This is a genomic window from Nevskia soli DSM 19509, from assembly GCF_000711955.1.
Lineage (GTDB): Bacteria > Pseudomonadota > Gammaproteobacteria > Nevskiales > Nevskiaceae > Nevskia > Nevskia soli.
In genome coordinates, this window is sequence record NZ_JONR01000059.1 from 1 (window position 1) to 20,872 (window position 20,872).

The following is a 20,872-nucleotide window of genomic DNA, read 5'->3' on the forward strand; positions in this document are numbered from 1 at the left end:
GCAAATTGAAATCTTTTTCCGATGGATCAAGCAGCATCTGCGCATAAAAGCTTTCTACGGCACTTCGACCAATGCCGTGAAGACCCAATTGTGGATTGCCGTGTCGATTTATGTGTTGATCGCCATCGTGCGCAAACGGCTGGGTCTCACTGCTTCTCTCTATGAATTGCTACAGGTATTGAGTCTCACGCTGTTCGAGAAAACCACGTTGCAATGCGTCTTGGCACAGGCCAACGACTCATTCAACAACAACCCCGCTGCCAACCAATTGAATCTATTGGGCGATTAACCGGACGCTACTGGGCGAAACCCAAAGAAAAGTAACCCGCCTTCAGGGCGGAACCAGGGCTTCAGGCAGCGCAGGCAATGACGCGCGCGCAAGCGCGTACGCCAAGATTTCAGAGCTGGAGGAAGCAAGACAACCACGATTAATGTTGTCCGACTCCAGCACAACAACCGTCTTTACGTTTTTTAACGCAAGCCCAACCTGCCGGGTTAAGAAGGCGTTAAGGCAGCCCGCGTAAGGTGATCCCACGTATCCGCAAGCGGAGAAGCACCATGCAGAAGAAACTGATCCTCGCCTCCCTGCTGCTCGCCGGCGGCCTTGCGCTGCCGGCCGCCAGCCAGGCTGCCCGTGTCGGCGTCGATATCAACATCGGCCCGCCCGCCCCGATCGTGGAGGCCCCGCCGCCCCCGCCGCAGGTGGGCTACGTCTGGGCGCCGGGCTTCCATCGCTGGGACGGCGGCCGCTATGTCTGGGTGCCGGGCCACTACATCGCCCCGCGCCGCGGTTACCACTGGGTGCCGGACCACTATGACCAGCGCGGCCCGCATTACCACTATGTGCCGGGCCACTGGGTGCGCTAGGCGCAGACTGTGGGAACGCAGCAAAAGGGGCCGCCAACGCGGCCCTTTTTGTTACGCAAGGTAAAGCTTGCCGCCTGACCGGGCCCCGGTTAAGCCGGCGTTCATCCTATGGGGAGAAGATGGCGGCAACGGCAAAAACGCCTGCCGGGCGGTGTGGAAATACCCCTCAGTCCACGCCGGTTTCGCTGGCGAACAGACAGGAGATTCGAGTGAACACCGCAAAGGTTTCTACCCCCTTCAAATTGGTGGCGATGGCCTGCGCCGGCCTCGTCGCCGCCTGCGCCTCGGAGCCGATCGGCCCGACGGTGCAGGTCTACCCGGCGCAGAACAAGCCGTTCGAGGTGTTCCAGGGCGAGCAGGAGCAGTGCAAGCAGTACGCCAGCCAGCAGATCGCCGGAGCGGTGGACAAGGCCAATGACCGCGGCGTCGGCGCGGCGGTGCTGACCACCGCGCTCGGCGCCGGCCTCGGCGCGGCGGTGGGCGGCGGCCGCGGCGCGGCGATCGGTGCCGGTGCGGGCGGCGTGGTCGGTGCCGACGTCGGCGCCAACGGCTCCTCGCGCGAGGACCGCTCGATCCAGCACCAGTACAACATGGCTTATTCGCAGTGCATGTATGCCAAGGGCGACCAGGTGATGGGCTACGACCCGCGCCCGCGCGTCTACTACGCGGCCCCGCCGCCACCCCCTGTGTACTACCAGGCGCCGCCTCCCCCGCCCGGCTACTACCCGCCTCCCCCGCCTCCGCCGCAGCCTTATCCGTGATGCGGGCGCATCAGTCAGGCTGAAGACGGACGCAGCAAAAAGCCAGGGGCCGCGATTGCGGCCCCTGGCTTTTTGTGCGCTTGAGATCGATGGCTTTCGCAGTCAGGAAAGCGTCAAAGAGGCAATGTCTCAGTGCGGACGCGGATCGCGGTCATGCCGGTCGCGCTGCCTTTGCTCTGCGCCCGTTGCCCGCTTGTTTACTGCGGCTTCTCGTAGGTCTCGTTACGCACTTTCGCCGTGCGCGCATCGCAGGCCGCTTCCTGGCCTTCCGCACCGGGGGCGCAGACCTTGACCTTGAAGTAGACGCGCGGCGGCGAGGTCTTGTCGAAGGGTGAGGTGGTGTACTTGTACTCGCCCGTGTCGCGCACGCAGGGATTTTCGTAGATCTGGCCCCAGGGGCCGTCGCGGCTTTCGGACTGGTAGACGGTGAGGCTGGAGTTGTTTTCGGGTTGGGGCTTGCCGAGCAGGTCGGGGCAATCGCGGCTGCCGGTGGCGCGGCCTTTCCAGATGACGGTGAAGGTGGCGCGGTCGCCTTCGTGGCGGATGGTGACGGATTCCGGCGTGAGATAGCGCAGGTCTTCGTCGGGCTCGCGGCTGTCCGCCTGCGCGGCGGCGATGCCCAGCAACAGGCAGGGAATGACGGCGAAACGGCGCGATGCGCTCCTCCACCCGCTGCGCGAACCGGTCGCGGCTGGCTTGCATGACATGGTGACGCTCCTCCTCTCCCTGCAAAAGAGTTGCGGGCTGCCGTTCTGGATGGCTTGCCGGTGGTTCCGGCTTGGTGCGCCCGCGACAAGCTTAGCGGATTGGCGCAGCCGGGTGGCTGCGCTGGTGGCAGGCCTGGGTGGTCCTGGCGGTGTTCGGCGCCGCCTTGGCGTCGATCAATCTGTAGCGGAGCCGGCCCGTCCTGCGTCGACCTTCGCCTTGGTAAGCTGGGCGCCGGACAGACGCCGGAGCCAGCATGTCGCCGCCAATCACCATACGCCCCGTGGCACAGACGGATTTCGATGCCTGGCTGCCGCTGTGGGATGGCTACAACAAGTTCTACGGGCGCCATGGCGCGACCGCCCTGCCCGGCGAGATCACGCGAACGACCTGGGGGCGGTTCTTCGATGCGCATGAGCCGGTGCATGCGCTGGTGGCCGAGAGCGACGGGCGCCTGATCGGACTGGTGCATTACCTGTTTCATCGCAGCACCACGCTGCTGGCGCCGATCTGCTACTTGCAGGATCTGTATACCGACGAGGCGGCGCGCGGCCGGGGTGTGGGGCGGGCGCTGATCGAGGCGGTGTATGAGCAGGCCCGCCTGGCCGGGTCACCGCGCGTGTACTGGCAGACGCATGAGACCAACCTGACGGCGATGAAGTTGTATGACCAGGTGGCGGAGCGTTCGGGGTTTGTGGTTTATCGCAAGCAGGTTTGAGCGCGGCGCGGATACGCTACCATGCGGCCCCGAATTTCCGACCGGCAGGACCGCGTGACGCGACGACTTACCCTCTGGCTGGTGCTGGCGCTGGTCGGCCTGGGGGTGCTGGCGATCTACCAGCGGCCGAAGGCTCCGGTGGCGCACACCCTGATCGGGCCGGCACCGACGCCGTTCGGCTGGGCGGCGCGGCTGACGCTGCTGGCCGGTGATGGTGTGGCGGGGCTGCGCGACGGGCCGGGCGTGCAGGCGCGCTTTGCCGATCCTTATGGCGTGGCGGTAAGTGCGGCGGGCCGGGTTTACGTGGCCGACGCGGGCGACAACAACCGCATCCGCGGCATCGCGCCGGACGGCACGGTGAGCACGCTGGCGGGCGGTGACGAGGGCTTTGCCGATGGGCCGGGTGCGGCGGCGCGCTTCAATACGCCGTCCGGGCTGGCGCTGGATGCGGCGGGCAATCTCTATGTGGCCGACACCGGCAACCACGCCATTCGCAAGGTCACGCCGCAGGGGCTGGTGAGCACGCTGGCCGGTGACGGCGTGGCGGGCTTCCGCGACGGGCCGGCGGCGCAGGCGCGCTTCAACGGGCCGATCGGCGTGGCGGTGGATGCGCAGGGCAAGGTCTACGTGGCGGACACGTACAACGACCGCATCCGTGTGATCGGCACGGACGGCATGGTGAGCACGCTGGCGGGCGGCGAACTGCCCGGCTTCGTCGATGGCCATGGCGCGGATGCGCGCTTCGACACGCCCGTCGCGCTGGCGGTGGATGGGCAGGGCATGCTGTGGATCGCCGATCCGCGCAACCATGCGATCCGCAAGCTGGCGCCGGACGGCACGGTGAGCACCTTCGCTTCGACCCTGCCGGAAGACACGGAGGCGCTGCTGCGCCGGCCGCTGAGCATCGCGGTAACGCATGACGGCTTTCTCTATGTAGGCGAGTCGGGGCGTGGACGGGTGTTGCAGTATTCGCCGGACGGGCAGGTGGTGGCGTTGACCGGCGCACAGTCACTGAACGAGCGGCTGCTGCGGCCCGCCGGCCTGGCTCTGGATGCGGTGGGCGCGGTCTATGCGGTGGATGCGCAGAGCGCGCGGGTGCACAAGATCATTGCGCAGGCCACGATACCTGGTGCTGCGCAGCCGGCGACGGCCAGCGGCCCGGCGCCCGATGCGCCGCTGCCGCAGACGCTGGCGCGCTGGCCGGTGGCGCCGCAGAACGCCTGGCATGAAGTGGCCGGCACGCTGGGCGAGGTGCGCGGCAACGACAAGGGCGACAGCCGCGATCATCTGCACGACGGGCTGGACATCCACGCCGAGGTGGGCGCGCAGGTGCTGGCCATCGCCGACGGCAAGGTGAGCAGCCCGCTCTCCACCTGGCGCTTCGGCGAGCTGAGCGAGGGGCTGGCGCTGGATGCGCTGGACTACATCCACATGCGTGTGGGCCGCACGCCGCAGAACGCGGTGCTGGACCCGTCGCGCTTCCTGCTGCTGCGCGGCGCGGACGGCAAGCCGGAGCGGGTGCGCGTGCGCCGCGGCACGCGCTTCAAGGCGGGCGAGGCGCTGGGCACGATCAATGCGTTTTCGCATGTACACCTGAGCCTGGACGGCAACGATGCGCAGCGCAATGCGGTGGCGCTGGGCTTCGTCGATTTCGCCGACCACGTCGCGCCGCATATCGACGGCGTGCAGCTGTTCGACGCCGCGGGGCAGTTGCTGGACAAGAAACAGAAGGGCCGGCTGCTGGTGCCGCGCGATGCGGCGGGCGTGCAGATCGTGGTGGATGCCTGGGACCAGGTGGACGGCAACCTGCCGCGCCGCCGCCTGGGCCTGTATGCGCTGGGCTACCAGGTGCTGCGCGCCGACGGCAGCACCCTGCCCGGCTTCGAAGCGCCGCGCTTGAACATCGCGTTCAACCGCATGCCGCTGGACGAGCACGCGGCGAAGATCGCCTACGACGCGCGCAGCGGCGAGACGGTGCATGGCAGCGCCGTGACGCGCTTCCGCTACGTCGTCACCAACCTGGTGCGCGACGGGCTGTCGCAAAGCGGGAGCTGGCATACCGACGCGCTGCCGCCGGGCGACTACACACTGCGCATCACCGCGCTGGATTACGCCGGCAACCGCGCCGCGCACGGAGATGAGCTGGCGCTGACGCTGCAGTAGGATGGCGGCAGGCACCAGGACGAAGCAGGCATGGCCAACGCAGACGCGCACTACTACCAGCCGGCCCACGGGCACGGGCTGAAGCACGACCCGCTGAATTCGATCATCGGGCCGCGGCCGATCGGCTGGATCGCCTCGCTCAGCGCCGCGGGCGTGCCCAACCTCGCGCCCTACAGCTTCTTCAATGCCTTCAACTACCGGCCGCCGATCATCGGCTTCGCCAGCACCGGCCGCAAGGACAGCCTCAACAACATCGAGGCGACGAAAGAGTTCGTCTGGAACCTCGCCACGCGCCCGCTGGCGGAGCGGATGAACGCCACCTCGGCCACGGTGGCGCCGGAGGTGGACGAGTTCGTGCTGGGCGGGCTGACGCCGGCGGCGAGCCGGCTGGTGAAGCCGCCGCGCGTGCTGGAAAGCCCGGTCAACTTCGAATGCCGGCTGACGCAGATCCTCCAGTTGCAGGGCGCAGCGGGCGACCAGATCGAAACCTGGCTGGTGCTGGGCGAGGTGGTGGCGGTGCATATCGAGCGGCAGCTGCTGGTCGAGGGTGTCTACGACACGGCGGCGGCACGGCCGATCCTGCGCGCGGGCGGGCTGGGCTACTACGCCGAGATCCGGCCGGACGCGATGTTCGAGATGATCCGGCCGCGCTGATTCCCCTGCGCGGACGCTCCATAGCGGGTACAGTGGCAAGACCGGCGCCGCTACCGGCTGTCGGCAGAATGCCGCTATGTTCGGTAACGCACAGACGGAAACCGGGCCAAAACGAGATACTCGCGTCATCCACGGCTGCGGGACGCCCCCGCAAGCCACAAACCCCGGCTCACCGGGGTGGCTCGGCCTCATCCCCGCCTTCGCTTCCCCCGCCAACCAATCCCCGGTTGCGCGTTATCGTACCCTCCGCGCGCTGCCACCCCAGCTCTCCGAGGCTTCAGGAGACAAACATGAGCAGCATGGAACAACAAGTCATCAAGATGGTCGCGGAACAGCTCAGCATCAACGAGAGCCGCGTGACCCCGGACGCCGCCTTCATCGAAGACCTGGGCGCAGATTCGCTCGACAAGGTGGAACTGGTGATGAACCTCGAGCAGGCCTTCGGCATCAAGGTGAAGGACGAGGACGGCGAGAAGGTCTCCACCATCCAGGACGTCTACGACCTGATCAGGTCGCATATGCCGCCGCTGGCGGCGTAAAGCATTACAACCGCCGTCGGCTCTTGACCGACGGTGTGCAGGGCGGGTTGCGCTCCTTCGGAGCGGGCTTGCTCCACCTGCTGCGCAATAGCGCTAAGAGCCTGTAACAGAATGAATCGCACCTGCGCTGCAGTCCAAAATCGCGTCAGGCAAGGCGGAGGGCTGAGCCATGGTGATTCCATGGCTCAGCCTGACAACGCGGCATGGCGCGATTTTGGGCGCAACCCTCCGGGACGGGGCCATTTTTGCGCAGTGCTGCGCCGGCCAGAGCGCACCATGGAATCACCATGCCGCACTCTGTCCGACTTGCACTGCGCAAAAATGACCGCCGTCGCAGGCGCGATTCATTCTGTTACAGGCTCTTAACGAGCGGCGACCCGAAGGATGCGCTTCATACAAGCCATCTTCGGCAACGACGCCCGTATCTTCAGAATTTCCTCTTGTTCCGCAACAACCGGCGTTCGCACCCGGCATCGGGATCGCATGCCCGGCGGAAAATCCATGCGCGGCGTACCACACTGTGCGCACGGTTCGTCACATCGCTGTTTGTCTGCCGCGGCCGCGCTGTACACAATCCACGCGCTGGTCTACTCAAATCAAAGGGAGCCCGCCGTGAACGTCACCCTGCTCTACGCCGGCACGCTGGCGCTGTGGTTCTTCGTGCTCAGCCTGCGCGTCTCCCTGGCCCGCATCGGCCCCGGCAAGCCCAGCCTGGGGGACGGCGGCAGCCCCAAGCTGCAGCGCATGATCCGCGGGCAGGCCAACTTCGCCGAGTACGTGCCGCTGATCCTGCTGCTGATCGGCCTGCTGGAACTGCATGGCCTGCCCAAGTGGGCGGTGCACGGCCTGGGTGCGATGCTGCTCGTCGGCCGCCTGCTGCATGGGTATGCGCTTTCCTTCACGGCAAACTCGGTGTTCGGGCGTTCGGCGGGAATTGCGCTGACGTTTGTTGCGTTGCTGGTGGCTGGGGTGTTGTGCCTGCTGGTGGGTTTTCAGGGGCTTTAGGTTTGATCAGGCCGAAGGCGTAGGCGTAGCCCGGATGGAGTGAAACGGAATCCGGAAGCTTCAGCACGCGCTTCACGCAGCAGGCGTAAGGTGCGCACCGCGCACGCGGATGTGCCGACGTTTCAAGGTGTAAGGCGTGCGCAGTGCGCACCCTGCCACCGGGGGCTCGGGATATTCGTATCGAGCACTTCACCTCGCACGGCCCCGGATTTCACTTCGTTTCATCCGGGCTACGAGGTGCGGCGCGTGCGCCTTGTCAACGCCGACGCCGCATCCTCAATGCCGGCGCGGCGCTTTTGCGCTGGGGCGGCGCGGCCCTGGGGCGGAGGCGTTCCAGTTCGGCGATGACTTCGTTGTAGCCTTCCAGCGATTCCACGGCTTTCATCGGCAGGACGCGGGCGTTGGCGACGCGTGGGGTGTAGGTGTACATCCAGGCGCCGGCCTGGCGGCGGTTGCCGAAGACGGACTCGGCAAGCGCTTCGGCCTTGAGGATGCGGGCGCGTTGTTCGGGGGTTTTGCCGGCTAGGCCGTAGATGGAGCCTGCGGAACCGAAGCCGGAGTCGTTGCTTGCTGCCATGGCGCATCTCGGCAGGGGGATGGACGAATACTGTACATATAGACAGTATCAACGGCAAGCCCGTTCGTCGCTATCCGGGCAGGTCGGGGACACCGTCGAGCAGGCCGGGATCGTCGTTGCGGGCGGAGTTGAGCCTGCGGCTGACGCGGCGGGTGTTGAATTCGGCCAGGGTGTTGGCCTTGAGCAGCTCGGCGACTTTCTGCGCGTCGCGCAGGGCGGGATCGAGCCAGTGCAGCCAGGCGCCGGGCGCCAGCACGACGGGCATGCGCTCGTGGATGTGGACCACCGAGGGTGCGGCGGCGGTGGTGAGGATGGCGTAGCTCAGCAGCTCCTCGCCATCGGGCGCGGTCCAGCGGGACCAGAGGCCGGCGAACATGAAGCCGTCCTTGCCGTCGCCCCGGGTGATGGCGTGCGGCACCTTGAGGCCCTGCTCCTGGCGCCACTCGTACCAGTGGGTAGCGGGGATGAGGCAGCGCTGGAATTTCCAGGCGTCGCGCCACATGGGTTTGCCGGCGGCGTCTTCGGAGCGGGCGTTGATGGTGCTGCTGGGCGGGGCGGCATTCTTCCACCAGTGCGGGACGAGGCCCCAGCGTGCTTCGATGACGCCTGGCGCGTTGAGCGTGCGGTCGTGGATGACGATGGGCACGGTGGCGCTGGGGGCGATGTTGTAGCGGGCCTTCTGCGCGATGAGCACGTCGGCCACGGCATCGCCGAGGATCGCCCGGATGGGCGCCCAGGCGACAGAGGACGGGACGAGGGCGAAGCGGCCGCACATGGCTGGAAGGATAACGTGATTGATGCGGCGAGGTGGTTATGCAGGGGACTGCAAATCCCCGCATGGGAATCACCGCGTTGACGCGCCCGGCCACCACGTCGGCCCGCAAAAAAAGGCCCCTTGCGGGGGCCAGTACAGCATCGTTCATTGCACCCAGAAGATGATCCGGATGTTTCGCGAGGCCACCGCAGTTCTTTCGCGGAACTGTGCCGGCGTTGAAGCGTGCGGGCATTATCGGATTTATCTTCCGCGTTCCGCAGCTGTACCTTGGGACTAGTACGAAAGGCCGAGAGGCGTAGGTCGGGTTGAGTGCGACGAGACCGGGCGGGCGGCACCGGAACGATGCCGGGATTCGCTTTGCTCATCCCAGCCTACGGGGGGCTCGCGGCGGCGTGATGTGCAGTGTCGGATCCGCTGCGCTTGATCCGACCTGCAAGGGCTACGGATGATGGATGCCGCGTGCGTGCGCCTAAGAGCCTGTAACAGAATGAATCGCACCTGCGTTGCAGTCCAAAATCGCGTCAGGCAAGGCGGAGGCCCCAGCCATGGTGATTCCATGGCTGGGGCTGACAACGCAGTCTGGCGCGATTTTGGGCGCAACCCTTCGGGACGGGGCCATTTTTGCGCAGTGCTGCGCCGGCCAGAGCGCACCATGGAGTCACCATGCCGCACTCTGTCCGACTTGCACTGCGCAAAAATGACCGCCGTCGCAGGCGCGATTCATTCTGTTACAGGCTCTTAAGGCGTGCAGGTGAACAGCAGCTCTTCGGAGACGAATACGGTACCGGCGGGGTACGCTTTTCCGGTGGACTGGTCGATCAGGGTCACGGCGAGTTGCGCGATCTGGCGGCCGGTGTCTTCGGCTTCGACTTCTTCGGGGCGGACGGGGTTGCGCAGCAGTTCGGCGTGGCGCCGGAACAGGCCGCGCACCTGCTCGAACGCCGGCGCGGGGACGAGGCGGCCGGAGAGGCATTCCTCGTGCGGCCATTCCAGATGCACGCTGCCCCACTCGCGGCCCTGGGCATCGCGCACGCGGTAATGGCCGTCCAGGCGGGGCAGCGGCTCAGCAGTCATGATGCTGCCGATGGATTTGCAGTGCTTCCCCCGCCATCTTTGTCCTTTTTCATTTTCACACCGGAATGCGCCGGCGCATCCCCGCCTGCCGCATCGGCAACTCCACGTTCGGAGGCCGCTTGCCGTTGCCGACGACACGGTCACGGCGGATGCGGTGGCGGGGTGCAATAGGTTAGCGCAATCCATCGTCGTTGTGATGTGCCTCAACCCTGCATGATGACAACGTGGCAAATGAGATTCCTGGTTTATGGCCGTGCCTGTGACCACGCTTGCGGAAATGCTGATTACAGTGGCGTGACATAAGCCCCCGGCACCGTCGGGGCTGTGCATGCGGACAGCCGCGCGGCTTCGCGCTAGGCTAGCGCGGGGATTGCCGATGGACCGCAAGCAAGGCGCTCGGCTGCCCTCGCCCGCTGTCGCGTGCGGCGATCCGCGAACGTTTAACCCATCGGCATGGCAGCGGCTCAACCTGGCTGCCCAACTCAAGTGGAGAACCCTGCATGATCGTGTTTCTGGCAGCCAGCGGCTTCGCGGTTCTTGCGGCGGCGGCGGATGTGCCCGCGCGGACCGACGCGGGAAGCGCCGCGCCCACCCCCTCGAGCGCGCCCGCCAGGGCAGCCGGTACCGGCCGGGACGTTCTGGCCGAACTGCCCGGCGAACAGGATAAGGACCGGTCCACCACGGACAAGGCGGCGCAGGAGCGCGTGTACAAGGCGGAGGAGCTGGCCATCGGCGCCGCGAAGGAGTCGATCGAGGCTTCGCGCCAGGCGGTATCCGACATCAAGGAGGAGGTGGAGCAGCAGGACCATTTCCTCGCTTATGGCGGCGGCGCACTGGCGCTGCTGTTCTCGGTGCTGGGCTTCACCACCTGGCGCGACGCGCGCAAGGCGATCGGCGAGAGCAACGAGGAACTGAAGCTGATCCGCGACCAGAACCAGGAGCTGCGCACGCAGCGCGGCAAGCTGCTCAAGTCGTTCAGCAAGGAGCTGATGGCGCAGACCGACCTGATGCTGGCCTACGCGGCGAAGATCACGGAGTTCTCCGACCTGCGGCGCAAGGTGGAGCAGGCGGTGCATGCGCTGGCGCAGGCGCGGCATGCGGGCGCGACGCCGGAGCAGGCCGCGGGGCTGAAGGCGGTGGTGGCCAAGGCGGTCGACGCGGCATGGGGCCGGCTGGAAGAGGCGCAGACGCTGGTGCAGGGCATCGACGGCATTTCCGCCGACGCGCGCTCGCCGGAGACGCCCGCCGCCCGCGCCTTCAGCTACATCATGGCGGAGCGCGCCTACCTGCTCTACTACCAGGAGCGCTATGTCGACGCGCTGCAGTCCGCACTCCGCTCGGCGCAGATCAATCCGGCGGCGCGTTACGACCGCTGGTTCAACGTGGCGAGCATCCAGGGCAAGCTCAACGAGCTGTATCCGCGCGATCTCTCACACCGCGAGGGCGCGGTGAAGGCGATCCGCGAGGCGCTGGCCATCGCGCAGGCGCACGACAGCGACAAGCGGGGGGAACTGCAGGAGGTGATGGAGTCTTTCAACCGGGAAATGCAGCCGGGCGGCGATCTGTATTCGCTGCGCGACCTGGTCCAGCAGGAACTGGCCCCTTATCAGGGGAAAGCCAATCCGTAGATCCCGCGGAGGGATCAGCTGACCGGCGGCTTGATGCTGACGGGAGGTTTGATCATGGAAAGAGTGTAAGGCCTGGGTGACGGGTTTCCAAGAACCGCGGGGCGGCTGCGCCGGGGGCGTTTTCGCACGCCGGCACTATAGCAGGAAACGCTTGTTTTTCAACGGATTGAGGCAAGCCGCAGCGCCGTCCCCGAAGCGCCGCGGGCGCCCTACTGGAAAGCGGAGCCGCGCACCGAGATCTCCACCCCGTCCCCCGCCAGCCAGAAGCCGTGCGGCAGGCCGAAGTCGGAGCGGCGGATGTTGGCGTAGGCGGCGAAGGCGCAGGCCTGGCCGGGGTCGGCGGGACCGTCCGGGCAGTCGAGCTGGCGCACGCTGAGGGTGACCGGGCGGGTGACGCCGTGCAGGGTCAGCTCGCCCTCGGCCACGGCGCCGCCTTCATCGCCGAAGGCGATATGGGTGGAGCGGTAGATCATCTCGGGGAAGCGCTGCGTATCCAGCCAGTCCTGCGAGCGCAGCAGGGTGTCCCACATCGGCTCCAGGCCGGTGATGGAGTTGGTGCGCACGGTGACGTCGATGCGGCTGTCCGGCCCGCTGCGGTCGACCACGAAGGCGCCCGCCAGCTCGCGGAAGTGCGCGCCGATCCAGGGGATGCCGAAGCGCCGCACGTCGAACGACACCCGCGTGTGCTCCGGGTCCAGGCGATAGGCATCCGCCGCCTGCGCGCTCAGCGCCAGCAACGACAGCCCCAGCCACCATCCACGATTCATACACCCGCCTCCAGCGTCATGCCCCAACCTTATACCGATCCAGTAAAGCGCACTGTTACGCCGGTGAGTTCGTCCAGGCGGGTGAAAGGTTGTGTTTGCCTGCCGGGCGTATCGACCGTCAGGTCGGCGCGCCGCACACCCGATGCAGGCCGGATCCGGGAAACGGACAGGCGTCCTTCGGCCCGTGCCGGGCACTTCGGGCGGCGGCCGTGGTCTCAGTTACCCCGGCGCCGCAGGCGTATGATTCGGGGGCAGTATCGTTTTCATAGACAACACAGGCCATCGGATGGCTGGGCTCCTGGAACACCGGCTGGACAGGCCGGATTCCGGTTGCGGCTGTCCGGCAATGTCCCATGCGAAGACACCGGCATTACAAGCCGCTGCTGAACCGCCACAGGCAGTCGACAATCATCACCGGAGAGACAATATGCGCAACTCGATCAAAAAGCTGGGCGCCGTAATCACGCTGCTCGCCGCGCCGCTGGCGCTGAGCATTCCCCTCGCCGCGCAGGCGGATGACCTCAGCTGCAAGATGACCTTCGCCACCAAGGGCTGGTCGGTGCTGTACAAGACCGCCCAGGGCCACGGCCATGTGACTTGCAGCAACGGGCAGACGGCGGAGGTCTACATCAAGACCACCGGCGGCGGCCTGGTGGTGGGCAAGTCGAGCATCGACGATGGCCACGGCGACTTCAGCGGCGTGAAGGACATCAGCAATATCTACGGCAGCTATGCCGCCGCCGAGGGTGAAGCGGGCGCGGTGAAGTCCGCCGCCGGCACCGTGGTCTCCAAGGGCGAGATCAACTTGGCGCTGAGCGGCACCGGCCGCGGCTGGGACCTGGGCATCTCCTTCAGCAAGTTCACCATCAGCCCGGTGGTGCATCACACCAAGGCCGCGCCGGCTGCGCAGTAATTCGGCGCAGCGGCAACCGGCCGGCGCAGCGCGCGCTTGCCGGAGCGCGGCCGGTCCGACGGGACGGGCTGCGTGAAACAAGGGCGCCTGCCCATCGCAGGCGCCCTTTCCGCTTTTTGCCGCTTCCGGTACCGACACCGGTGCCCGCTTCGACTTCCCAGCCGCTGCCCGCTTACGCGGCGGCCAGCTTCTTCAGGTAACGCTGGGCCGGCCGTGCGCGCGACAGTTGCGGCATGAGCACCTGGCGGGCGCCCTCGTAGGCGGCCCAGTCGGCGGCGTTCGGCAGGGCCGGGATGGTGACCAGCTCGCCCTGATCCAGGCCGGCGAGCGCGGCGTCGACCATATCGGCGGCGGACATCACGATCTTGGTGGGCAGGTGCTCGACCGGCGTGCCGGCGATGCCCCAGAACTCGGTGGCGGTGGCGCCGGGCAGCACGGCCTGGACGCGCACGCCCTTGGCCGCCAGCTCGTGGTGCAGGGACTGGCTGAAGGCCAGCACGAAGGCCTCGCTGCCGCCGTAGACGCCGTTGAGGATTTCCGGGCCGATGGCGACGATGGACGAGATGTTGATGATGGTGCCGGCGCCGCGGGCGACGAAGTCCGCACGGCGGCATAGGTCAGCCGCGTGAGGGCATTGACGTTGAGGTTGATCATCGCCTCCATCTTGTCCACGTCCGAAACAGTATCTACGAAAATCCACGAAATGCGGCCCTCAAACGAAAAAGCGGGCCAAGCTCGCTCGGAGCCGGCCCGCCTTCCCTACCAACTACGGGCTTAGCGATGCGGCCCGTGGTGGCGGTGGTGATGATGATGATGATGACGGTGGCGATGATGCACCGCCTTCACGAAATGGCTGTCGTGGTGGCCCTGCATCTGGCGCACCTCGTGGCGGGGCTGGTCCGCCAGTGCCGTGCCGGACACCGCGGCCGCCGACAGCAGCAGGCCCGCGAGGGTGATACTGGAAAGCAGCTTGGTCTTCATGGTGCATCCTCCGCTTGAGCAGGTCATGCTCGGTGCCGCGTTGGTGATGTGGTGACGACTTCCGGATCACATGCCGGAAGGTGACTGCAGGCTATGGGTTGACGGCTTGCTGCCGGCTGAACAGGTCATGCGGCGCGCGGCGTGCCTCATACCGACATTGCATTACCGGCGCGGAAGGTTGACGCACGGCACGCCGCCCCGCTACCGGCGCGGAAGCATTCATGGAGCGCGCGCAACTCGCATCGAGGGTGGGAACTCCGTTTCCCATTGCAGGCGCCAGCGAGTGCCTTGCTGTACCCATAGATCCTCGAACGCTTCGTCGCTGCGATCGGTTTCGACCCCGCCGCTGAGCAGGTCGTAATAGGTCATTTCGAAATGCTTCCTGCCGCGGACAAGCGCCGTGGCGTCCGCCTGCGGGTAGCTGACGGTGTCGATGGTGGTGGCGGCGTGCAGGTCCGTTCCATACGGCAGACGTTCATGGAGCGAAACCCAGTCCGCCAGGCTCTGCTCCAGCCCCTGGGTTTTTCCGTCCTGTTCGATGCGCCGGTAGGTGCGCGTGGCGTAGAGTTGCAGCAGCCAATCGCCCCGCCCCTCCGCGGTTGCGCTGTCGCTTTCGGCGTAGACACTGCGGAACCAGTCGGAAGCGGCGGCTGCCGGATCGGCGAAGCGCGCAGTGCGCTTGTCTCCGCCGAGGTCGATGCCGGACTGCGCGGCAGCCGTGCCGCCGACCGCCGCCACTACAACCATCGTCGACGCCAGCAACCCGGCAACACTTTTCCGCAGACGCTCCCTGCACTTGTTCATGGCTCTTCCGTTGAGCTGAGCCGTGCTGCGCCCCATGCGCTGCGGTACCGGCATTTGCGACGGCGCATGCTAGGTCAGCGCATTTCCTTGCTCCACCCCGTAGATGCGGTGTACTGCGTACGCGACCGTGCCGGCGGTCAGCGTGCCGTGGCGATGCAAGGAATTTGTCGGCGGCACAGGGCGGATTGGGGCGGTTCTCACGGGATTCCCGCTGGCCATGGTCCGCCTTCCGCGAACCAACAACGTTTTCAGGTCAGCGCATGAAACTGTGACGTTCCGCACAGTACGCACCTCGATTCGTGTCGTAAAAACCCACTACGCGCCCTAAAACCCGCCGGTACTCAGACCGACCGGGCTACCATCGCTTGTAGTGGCGGGAAGGCAACAACGCGCCGTGAGTGGACCTGATTGTCGGCCACCTACCCGCATTGCTTCCGTGCCCCGCAGCCCCTTTACGGATAAAGACACAAGCAATGGCAAAACGCAGAAAGAAGCAGGGCGGGAAGGAAGCCGAGGCCGCTGCCGTACTCGTCGTCTTCGCCGTTCTATACCTGACCGCGAGCCGCCACCTGTCGGTATTCAAGCTGGCGGCATTTGTGGGCGTCGCCGGCTTTGCGATCGCGATAGGCATCGTTCTCCTGCGCGGCAGGCGACGGCTGGCTGGCGATCCGCAGCCCAACCAGACCAGCCAGCGCCGCGAGCCCAGCCCCTACAAAGCCCCACAAGCAAACCCGGGCCCCGACGTTCTCGACCGGGTACGCACCCCGCCCACGGCCGCGCCTGCAATCACCCCCTTGACCTCCGTCCCCGCCCCCACCAAGCCGGCCGCCTGGTCCCTGCCCCTGATCAAGGAGCTGGAATGGAAGCGCTTCGAGGAATTGTGCGAGGGCTACTGGAAGGCCAAGGGGTATCGAGCCGAGTTGACCGGCCGTGGCGCGGACGGCGGCATCGACATCAACCTCTACCGCCCCTCGGCACCCGACAAGCTGCTGGTGATCATCCAGTGCAAGTCACGCTCGCGGGAGAATATCGGCGTGGCCACCGTGCGTGAACTGTTCGGCGTCATGCACCATGTCAAGGCACCGATGGGGATTCTGCTGACTTCCACCGGCTTTTACCCGGCGGCCCGCGAATTCGCGGCGGGCAAGCATCTGCAACTGGTGGATGGGGAAACGCTGTACCGGCAACTGGTGGAGCTCCCGGAAGCCGACAGCCGGCAACTGCTTGAGCATGTCACCCGGGACGACTACATCACGCCGACCTGCCCGAATTGCGATGTGAAGATGGTGAAGCGGGTCGGCAAGAGCAGTGGGGATGCGTTTTATGGGTGCAGGAATTATCCGCGGTGTCGGCAGACGCTGCAGGTCAGAGGTGCCTAGTGCAGAAAGGTCAGTCTTTCGTGAGAGTAATTACGCTGCGCCAGCCCACAACATCCAGCACAACACTTTCAACTCATGGGCGGACAACTGGAAAGAATCCTTGAAAACAGAAAACATCCGGCACGCGAAATCCTAGTTTGGCAGAACCTATACTTTGGACGCAGACTAAAGAAACATGTCCGCCTACCGCGGCATCTTCATGCCATCAATTCTCCTTTATAGCTGGACCCTCACATATTGGACGACGTACTGAAATATGTGTTTCTGCCGCCCGAAGTAGTTAAAGCGTTGCGCGAAGAATTGAAACGTCGAAAGGATGCTCTAGGCTCGTAGGGCGAGTGGTGACCCGCCTGTCGCGAACGCTTCGCGGTAAACGGCGGGTCACGACCCGCCCTACAGCACTACAGCACTTCTACTCCAACAATGCATCAATCGGCACCCCAAACCGCTTTGAAAGCTTGATGATCTGATCCCCATTCAGCTTCCGCCTGCCACCTAGAACAAGCGACACCACGCTCTGTGGCCCGATCTCGGGCAGATCCGATTGGCGTAGCTGGTGCTCCTTCATCAATTCCTTGATCAACTCGACGCCGGAGATTTCAGGCATCGGCTTGTTGACCTCTTCATACTCGGCAATGCGCTCACCGATCAGTTCGGCCAGGCTCGCGAGGGGGTGTTCCTCGTCAGCGCCGCCGGCATCCAGGATGGCGTCGAGGAATTTGACTGCCTTGCGGTACTGGCGCTCTCCGTTGATCGGGGCCATCAGGGGCGCGATATGCGGCCAGTACTGAGTCGCGGTTTTGAGCATGGCTTCGATCGTCATTGCACACCTTCCTTACGCTTCCATGCGTTGCTGTCGTATTCCTTGTGCGTCAGCACAAAGCGGATAAAAATCATTTGGCGGTTGAAGTGGATCGCGGCAATCAGCCGCAACTTGTTTCCACCGATATCGAAGACATAGAACTTGTCGACTTTATCGACAGAGTTGAACGTGGCTTTCAGCTCGGCGAAATCGGCATAGGCGCCCTTCTTGATCAGGCGATACCAGGCATCCAGCGCAGCGGCCGATTGGCGATGCTTCGCTTTGGCCTCAGTGATGCGCGCTCGGGTGATCACTCGCATGAGGGAATTTTATTACAACCTGCAATATATTGCAATTAGCAATACTGCATACCCGTAAGCGCTACCCTACTCCCCAAAATGCCCCGCCACCCCGGGACTCAGCTTCCTGGCTGCGGCCATGTCGGCCTTGCCGCCTTCCGCATCGCCCGCCTCCGCACGCGCCAGCCCGCGGCCGTAGAGGGCGTAGGCGTTTTCGGCGTCGTGTTGCAGCACCGCGCTGTAGTCGCGGATGGCGGCTTTGGGCTGGTGGCTTTTGAGGTAGACGGTGGCGCGGGTGATGAGGGGGGCTGGGTCGTCGGGGGCTTGTGCGATGGCGGCGTCGCAGTCCGCGAGCGCGGGTTTGTATTGCTTGAGGGAGAGGCGCGCGGCGCAGCGGGCGGCGTGGGCGTCGGGTGAGGCGGGGTTTTCGGACAGGGCCTGGTCGAGGTCCGCCAGTGCTTTGTGGGTGTCGCCGGTGCGCTGGTAGATCTCGGCGCGGGCGAGGTAGCCGTCCTTGAGTTTGGGGTCCAGCGCCAGGGCCCGGTTCATGTCTTCGATGGCGCGGCTGACTTCGCCGCTGATGGAGAGGGCTTCTCCCCGGTTGAGATAGGCGGCGGCGTTCTTCGGGTCGAGCTCGATGGCGCGGCTGAAGTCGGCGATGGCCTGGGCGTAGGCGAGGCGCTGGCCTTGCATGAGGCCGCGGAAGCCGTAGATCCAGGATTCCTCGGGGGCGATGGCGATGGCCTGGTCGAAGTCGCGCAGGGCGGCGTCGTACTCCTGCTTCTGCGCGTGGGCGCGGGCGCGCTCGACGTGGTCGCGCGCTTCCTGGCGGTCGAGGGTATCGACGGGCTGATGCGGCGTGGGCTGCGTTACGCCCGGGTCCGCCGCCGCGCGGGCGGCGGTGTCGCCCTTGGTGGTGGAGGCGTAGAGCTGGTGTTCGCTGTAGGCGAGGTAGAGGTGCAGCTCGCGGAGCTGGTGCATGCCGAGGACGAGGTCGGGTACCTGGACGGTGGTGCCTTTGCGGTTGGCGGCTTCGATGGTGTCCGCGCCCAGGGTGAGGGTGGGCTGGTCGAAGCTGATGCCGCCGATCTGCAAGGTTTTGAACTTGCGCTTGTACAGGCCGATGCCCTGGCCGTCGAGGGTGGTGGCGGTGCCCATGGGGGTGACGCCGGCACTGTGTTCGTCCAGGCCGTAGAGGGCCTTGGCGGCCTTGAAGGTGAGGGTGGAGGTGCTGGCGCCGGTGTCGAGCACGGCGCGCAAGGGTTTGCCGTCGAGGATGACGGGGATGACGATCCAGTTCTGGTCCAGCTCGAAGGGGATGCTGGTGGCGTCGGCCTGGCGCCAGTACACGGCGCCGCCCGCGCAAGGCTTCTGCGCGAAGAGGCGCAGCTTGCCGGCGGCGGGGTCGATCTCCAGGTCGTAGTCCTTGAGCAGGCTGGTGCCGAGGTTGCCGCTGACGGCGGGGTCGTTGTTGAGGCGGTCGGAGCCGATGAGGAATTTGACGTTGCTGAAGCTGGCGCCGCCGAGCTGGAGCGTGGGCAGGGTGACGGTGCGGTCCAGCTTCACGCCGCCGGCGCCGAGGCTGGTCATGTCCGTGGCCTCGCCGTGGCGGAAGGGCGCGGCGGCGGTTTCCCGCAGCACGCTCCAGTAGGCGCCGGTATCCAGCGCCAGCGCGGCCGGCTGCACGCCCAGGCCGACCCTGGCGAGAATCAGCCCTTCGTCATTGAGCCGCGTCTCCACCTCGGCCACACGCTGCGGCTTGCAGGCGGCCGGCTCGCCGGCCACTGCCGCCGGCAGCGACAGGAGCAGCAGGGCGCCGAGTGTGCCGGATGCCAGGATGCGGCGTGGAGTCACCAGGGGCCTCTATATAAGGAGTGGGAGCGCCGCCCTCGCCCGGCCCTTGCCCGCGCGGTGGCTTGCGGGTGGAGGCGGAGGAAACGGGGAATGCGGCAGGGGTATGACGGGTTGCGGGGCGCTTAGTTCCTTTCGGGGCGGGCGAATGGTGCGGGTGTGGCGGTGGTCGGTGCGGATGGATGCAAGGGACACCTGGAAGGACGGAACAGGTACGGAGTAGAGTGACAGCGTGGGGACATTGAATTGCGGTCCAATCCCGGCGAAGGCTGCGGATCAGGCTCCGTGAAGTCAATTGGTTATAAATCCATCGCCCGGGAGACCACCTGAATGCAGCAATTATTTGCCGTTGTTGATCCGTTCAACTGGCGTTGGGCGTCATAAAAGCATGAGAGCGTGCGGCAAAATGAGCGGCATCATTTTCTGGGGCGCCGTCGCCTGGCTTTTTGTTGCCGGGCTGCTGGCGCTGCAATTCTGGCCGCACGTCCCTCAATCGAAGACTGGCTGGATCGCTTTCATCGCGTTTGGCCCGCCGCTTTATATATTTGCAGAGGGCTTGTCTGAGCGGTTCTGGTCATCGCGCGCCGGTCGTTCGTTGTCTCGTCCATCGCCTGCCATGCAAACCGCATTCGTCATCGGCAGTTTGGTAATTGGTGGTGCGTTCGCCTGGGGGTTATGGTGGCTCCAATCTCATTAGCAATGCCGCCCAATCAGGCGTTCAAGCGAACGTGGCATAAAGCGCCATGCTTCTTTACTTAGGCATTGGATGTCATGAAAGCCATTTCACCACAGCCTGTCGATGACAAGTTGAGAGCACGTAGGGCGGGAGCTATCCCGCCTGTCGCGGAAGGCGGGATACGCTACGCTTCTCCCGCCCTACACGAGTTGTTGATGCGTTCAACTAGCGTAGGCAAACCAATGTCCGTGCAATTGGCGTCAGGTGTATTCATGAGCATGCCAGCTCCAATCCGAGTAGCAATAGTCGCTGCGACCGTAGATGGCCTGGCAATTGCTCGAAACCTGCCGGCTCTATTCAAGAAAGATATCGCGCCACGCTATAGCCTTGTAACTCTCGACTGTGCCGCAAGCGACGAAGCGGAATGCTTTGCCAAGTTGAACCCGCAGACTTTTGGGTTTTGGATTGCCCTCGATTCCGAATCAAAGCAGGCCTGTGAGAGCCTGCCGGAATACACCAGAGGCTTTTATGACCACGGTCTGCCGGACCGCGTTGTCATTGCAAAAAACAGGGAAGATCTTCAATGGATCTTATTGAGCCTTGCATAAATAGTTGAAACTATTTTTGCTGTTTGTGGTCTGCCGCTGTGGTAGCTTGGAGGGCACCAATGGCAGAGCCTCAGAAAGCATCGGATTTACAGCGACGGCGACTCAAGGCTGGTCGTCTGTTGCAGCAGGGTGTGCACCAATCGGAAGTCGCCCGGCGCGTGGGCGTCAGCCCTGAGGCGGTGCGCAAATGGCGGCTGAAGCTGGAGGCTGAAGGTCCGGGGGCGCTCAAAGATGGTCGCCGCGGCCGTCCGGCGGGATTGGATCAGGCGCAGCGCCGTGAATTGGTCAAAGCCCTCAAGGTCGGGGCGGTCATGCAGGGATTTCCT

Annotated in this window: 24 protein-coding genes and 1 pseudogene; 14 read left to right on the forward strand and 11 right to left on the reverse strand. The window is 65.3% G+C overall.

What is annotated here, in order from left to right; translation table 11 throughout:
• The 3 genes from BP26_RS0121230 to BP26_RS0121240 all read left to right on the forward strand — a co-directional run.
• Nucleotides 1-289 (forward strand): transposase (locus tag BP26_RS0121230; RefSeq protein ID WP_029922570.1); only part of this gene is annotated, 289 nt, incomplete at its 5' end.
• 269 nt (nucleotides 290-558) lie between these two features.
• Nucleotides 559-867, forward strand: a complete 309-nt coding sequence (locus BP26_RS0121235) for a YXWGXW repeat-containing protein (protein ID WP_029922571.1) — start codon at nucleotides 559-561, stop codon at nucleotides 865-867.
• Between the two features lie 209 nt (nucleotides 868-1,076).
• The gene (locus BP26_RS0121240; protein WP_211255007.1) at nucleotides 1,077-1,628 is read left to right on the forward strand and encodes a hypothetical protein; all 552 of its coding nucleotides are present in this window, start codon (nucleotides 1,077-1,079) and stop codon (nucleotides 1,626-1,628) included.
• Nucleotides 1,629-1,825: 197 nt separating this feature from the next.
• Here the strand turns inward: BP26_RS0121240 and BP26_RS0121245 are convergent, their stop codons facing one another.
• Nucleotides 1,826-2,335 carry a hypothetical protein gene (locus BP26_RS0121245; protein WP_157572680.1) on the reverse strand — a complete coding sequence of 170 codons (510 nt, stop codon included), beginning with the start codon at nucleotides 2,333-2,335 and terminating at the stop codon, nucleotides 1,826-1,828.
• 254 nt (nucleotides 2,336-2,589) lie between these two features.
• On the opposite strand from BP26_RS0121245, the gene BP26_RS0121250 reads away from it, so the two are divergent.
• From BP26_RS0121250 to BP26_RS30175, 5 genes are all read left to right on the forward strand, one after another.
• Nucleotides 2,590-3,051: a GNAT family N-acetyltransferase gene (locus BP26_RS0121250; protein WP_029922574.1), complete on the forward strand. Its 462-nt coding sequence runs from the start codon at nucleotides 2,590-2,592 to the stop codon at nucleotides 3,049-3,051.
• A 21-nt stretch (nucleotides 3,052-3,072) separates the two neighbouring features.
• Nucleotides 3,073-5,214, forward strand: a complete 2,142-nt coding sequence (locus tag BP26_RS0121255) for a gluconolaconase (RefSeq protein ID WP_084183307.1) — start codon at nucleotides 3,073-3,075, stop codon at nucleotides 5,212-5,214.
• A gap of 30 nt (nucleotides 5,215-5,244) precedes the next feature.
• Complete coding sequence (locus BP26_RS0121260) at nucleotides 5,245-5,868, forward strand: flavin reductase family protein (protein ID WP_029922576.1); 624 nt, start codon at nucleotides 5,245-5,247, stop codon at nucleotides 5,866-5,868.
• 290 nt (nucleotides 5,869-6,158) lie between these two features.
• Entirely contained in the window at nucleotides 6,159-6,407 is a 249-nt protein-coding gene (gene acpP, locus BP26_RS0121265; RefSeq protein WP_029922577.1) for an acyl carrier protein, read from the forward strand.
• Nucleotides 6,408-7,019: 612 nt separating this feature from the next.
• The gene (locus BP26_RS30175; RefSeq protein ID WP_029922578.1) at nucleotides 7,020-7,412 is read left to right on the forward strand and encodes an MAPEG family protein; all 393 of its coding nucleotides are present in this window, start codon (nucleotides 7,020-7,022) and stop codon (nucleotides 7,410-7,412) included.
• A 256-nt stretch (nucleotides 7,413-7,668) separates the two neighbouring features.
• Here BP26_RS30175 and BP26_RS0121275 read toward each other — a convergent pair whose 3' ends face one another.
• The 3 genes from BP26_RS0121275 to BP26_RS0121285 all read right to left on the reverse strand — a co-directional run bounded on the left by BP26_RS0121275 (nucleotide 7,669) and on the right by BP26_RS0121285 (nucleotide 9,838).
• A complete protein-coding gene (locus BP26_RS0121275) occupies nucleotides 7,669-7,989 on the reverse strand; it encodes a hypothetical protein (RefSeq protein ID WP_029922579.1) in 321 nt (106 codons plus the stop codon).
• A 70-nt stretch (nucleotides 7,990-8,059) separates the two neighbouring features.
• Nucleotides 8,060-8,764 (reverse strand): SOS response-associated peptidase, encoded by a 705-nt coding sequence (locus BP26_RS0121280; RefSeq protein ID WP_029922580.1) that lies wholly within the window; start codon nucleotides 8,762-8,764, stop codon nucleotides 8,060-8,062.
• Nucleotides 8,765-9,502: 738 nt separating this feature from the next.
• A complete protein-coding gene (locus BP26_RS0121285) occupies nucleotides 9,503-9,838 on the reverse strand; it encodes a hypothetical protein (RefSeq protein WP_029922581.1) in 336 nt (111 codons plus the stop codon).
• Between the two features lie 500 nt (nucleotides 9,839-10,338).
• On the opposite strand from BP26_RS0121285, the gene BP26_RS0121290 reads away from it, so the two are divergent.
• Nucleotides 10,339-11,466: a hypothetical protein gene (locus BP26_RS0121290; RefSeq protein WP_029922582.1), complete on the forward strand. Its 1,128-nt coding sequence runs from the start codon at nucleotides 10,339-10,341 to the stop codon at nucleotides 11,464-11,466.
• A gap of 209 nt (nucleotides 11,467-11,675) precedes the next feature.
• Here BP26_RS0121290 and BP26_RS0121295 read toward each other — a convergent pair whose 3' ends face one another.
• A complete protein-coding gene (locus BP26_RS0121295; RefSeq protein WP_084183309.1) occupies nucleotides 11,676-12,233 on the reverse strand; it encodes a YceI family protein in 558 nt (185 codons plus the stop codon).
• Between the two features lie 427 nt (nucleotides 12,234-12,660).
• Between BP26_RS0121295 and BP26_RS0121300 the strand changes: the two genes are divergently transcribed.
• On the forward strand, nucleotides 12,661-13,146 hold the full coding sequence (locus tag BP26_RS0121300; protein ID WP_051749267.1) for a hypothetical protein: 486 nt from the start codon (nucleotides 12,661-12,663) through the stop codon (nucleotides 13,144-13,146).
• 172 nt (nucleotides 13,147-13,318) lie between these two features.
• On the opposite strand, the pseudogene BP26_RS26960 reads toward BP26_RS0121300, so the two are convergent.
• The 3 genes and pseudogenes from BP26_RS26960 to BP26_RS0121315 all read right to left on the reverse strand — a co-directional run.
• Nucleotides 13,319-13,824: pseudogene (locus BP26_RS26960) on the reverse strand (SDR family NAD(P)-dependent oxidoreductase); the annotation flags it as partial.
• A 96-nt stretch (nucleotides 13,825-13,920) separates the two neighbouring features.
• Nucleotides 13,921-14,127 (reverse strand): hypothetical protein, encoded by a 207-nt coding sequence (locus BP26_RS0121310; protein WP_029922585.1) that lies wholly within the window; start codon nucleotides 14,125-14,127, stop codon nucleotides 13,921-13,923.
• Nucleotides 14,128-14,346: 219 nt separating this feature from the next.
• Nucleotides 14,347-14,931: a hypothetical protein gene (locus BP26_RS0121315; RefSeq protein ID WP_157572681.1), complete on the reverse strand. Its 585-nt coding sequence runs from the start codon at nucleotides 14,929-14,931 to the stop codon at nucleotides 14,347-14,349.
• Nucleotides 14,932-15,329: 398 nt separating this feature from the next.
• Between BP26_RS0121315 and BP26_RS26965 the strand changes: the two genes are divergently transcribed.
• Nucleotides 15,330-16,310 (forward strand): restriction endonuclease, encoded by a 981-nt coding sequence (locus BP26_RS26965; protein ID WP_157572682.1) that lies wholly within the window; start codon nucleotides 15,330-15,332, stop codon nucleotides 16,308-16,310.
• A gap of 412 nt (nucleotides 16,311-16,722) precedes the next feature.
• On the opposite strand, the gene BP26_RS0121325 is transcribed toward BP26_RS26965, so the two are convergent.
• The 3 genes from BP26_RS0121325 to BP26_RS0121335 form a co-directional block, all read right to left on the reverse strand.
• On the reverse strand, nucleotides 16,723-17,133 hold the full coding sequence (locus BP26_RS0121325; protein WP_029922588.1) for a helix-turn-helix domain-containing protein: 411 nt from the start codon (nucleotides 17,131-17,133) through the stop codon (nucleotides 16,723-16,725).
• On the reverse strand, nucleotides 17,130-17,432 hold the full coding sequence (locus BP26_RS0121330; protein ID WP_029922589.1) for a type II toxin-antitoxin system HigB family toxin: 303 nt from the start codon (nucleotides 17,430-17,432) through the stop codon (nucleotides 17,130-17,132). The genes BP26_RS0121325 and BP26_RS0121330 overlap by 4 nt, the downstream gene beginning before the upstream one ends.
• Nucleotides 17,433-17,498: 66 nt before the next feature.
• A complete protein-coding gene (locus BP26_RS0121335) occupies nucleotides 17,499-19,265 on the reverse strand; it encodes a tetratricopeptide repeat protein (protein WP_029922590.1) in 1,767 nt (588 codons plus the stop codon).
• A gap of 403 nt (nucleotides 19,266-19,668) precedes the next feature.
• Here BP26_RS0121335 and BP26_RS0121340 point away from each other — a divergent pair, with 403 nt between their 5' ends.
• From BP26_RS0121340 to BP26_RS28905, 3 genes are all read left to right on the forward strand, one after another.
• Nucleotides 19,669-19,959 carry a hypothetical protein gene (locus tag BP26_RS0121340; RefSeq protein ID WP_029922591.1) on the forward strand — a complete coding sequence of 97 codons (291 nt, stop codon included), beginning with the start codon at nucleotides 19,669-19,671 and terminating at the stop codon, nucleotides 19,957-19,959.
• A gap of 251 nt (nucleotides 19,960-20,210) precedes the next feature.
• Nucleotides 20,211-20,546, forward strand: a complete 336-nt coding sequence (locus BP26_RS29775; protein ID WP_157572683.1) for a hypothetical protein — start codon at nucleotides 20,211-20,213, stop codon at nucleotides 20,544-20,546.
• 59 nt (nucleotides 20,547-20,605) lie between these two features.
• Nucleotides 20,606-20,872 (forward strand): helix-turn-helix domain-containing protein (locus BP26_RS28905; protein ID WP_084183310.1); only part of this gene is annotated, 267 nt, incomplete at its 3' end.